The following is a 1,332-nucleotide window of genomic DNA, read 5'->3' on the forward strand; positions in this document are numbered from 1 at the left end:
CCCCTGTTCAGAGTCGGTTGATGGTTTACGTTTCTGTTTCGGTTGATCCTTGACACTCGGTGTTGTGGTTTAGGTCGATGCGCCGGTGCGCATGGCCCGTTTGATTCGTACCTCGAGGGTGGTGCGGCGGGCTGCGGTTTTGACTAATTGATCGCCGATCCAGAACCGCAGCAGCTCGCCGTCGACGTGGACATCGCAGCGTTGACCGGCGTAGTAGCGGCCGATGCTGACCTGCTGGCGGGCCACGCACACCACCCCGTTGGTGGTGACCCGGCGACTGACCCAGTCATCTCCGCCACGTTCGGTATGCGTGCTTTTCGATGTCGACGGGGATAAGGCTGGTGCGCCGGCGCCGAAGCGTTGCGCCGGTGTGGCCATCTTCAACGCCTGGTGCGGCCGGGTGGTGTTGTAGTCATCCACCCATTCGTCTAGGGCCCGCTGCGCTGTCTTCAGATTCGTGAAAGGTGCTGCACTGCTGAGGAACTCCGCGCGCAAACTGCGGTGAAACCGTTCGATCTTGCCTGTGGTCGTCGGACTTCGCGGCTGGGTTAACAGGTGCTCGATACCGTTTTCGCGGCAGATCGCATCAAAGAGCACCTCGACCGGGGGATGACAAAACCGGCCGGTGAACACCTTGCCGTTATCGGTCAAGATCTGCTCAGGCACCCCGTAACGAGACAGCGCATCACGCAACCCGTTGCAGACCGCGCGGGTGCGTTCACGGGCCATCAACCGCGCACACACGCACATCCGTGAATGATCATCCACGCCGGTCAACGCCTTGGCCGAAGTGCCATCGGCCAACGGGAACCCGCCCACGATGTCCATCTGCCACAGCTCCATCGGCGCACCGCGTTCCCAGCGCTTCCACCTCCGCGAACGCCGATCGCGCAACGTCGGGTCGATCAATCCGGCGCGCACCAAGGCCCGATACACCGCCGACTCCGAGGGCAGCGGGGACACCTTGCGCTTGGCCAGCTCGAACACCAACCGCCGTGGCCCCCAATAGGGTCGCGACCGCCGCAGCTCCAACACCGCGGCCTGCACCACCGCCGGCATCTGATGCGGACAACTCACCGGCCGATGCGACCGGTCCGTTAGCCCGTCGAGACCCTCGGCCTCATAGCGGGCTAACCACGAGTGCAGCGTCTGGCGCGACACCCCAACCTTCTCGGCGACCTGCGAGATCGACAATCCGTCACTGATTACCGCCATCACGGCCTGATACCGCTGCTCGGCCACGCTCAACTCCCTCATCTAGGGAGTGTCAAGGATCAACCGAAGTAACTGTCAACCATCAGCCGAAACACTGTCAGGCATCACCCGACATAG

Annotated in this window: 1 protein-coding gene; it reads right to left on the reverse strand. The window is 62.8% G+C overall.

The features are described from left to right. Window positions 1–69 precede the first annotated feature (69 nt). Window positions 70–1,257, reverse strand: coding sequence for an IS481 family transposase (locus A5732_RS14370; protein ID WP_076102563.1), 1,188 nt, complete (start codon window positions 1,255–1,257; stop codon window positions 70–72). Window positions 1,258–1,332: the final 75 nt, after the last annotated feature.

Origin of the sequence: Mycobacterium colombiense, assembly GCF_001953985.1 — a bacterium.
Lineage (GTDB): Bacteria > Actinomycetota > Actinomycetes > Mycobacteriales > Mycobacteriaceae > Mycobacterium > Mycobacterium colombiense_B.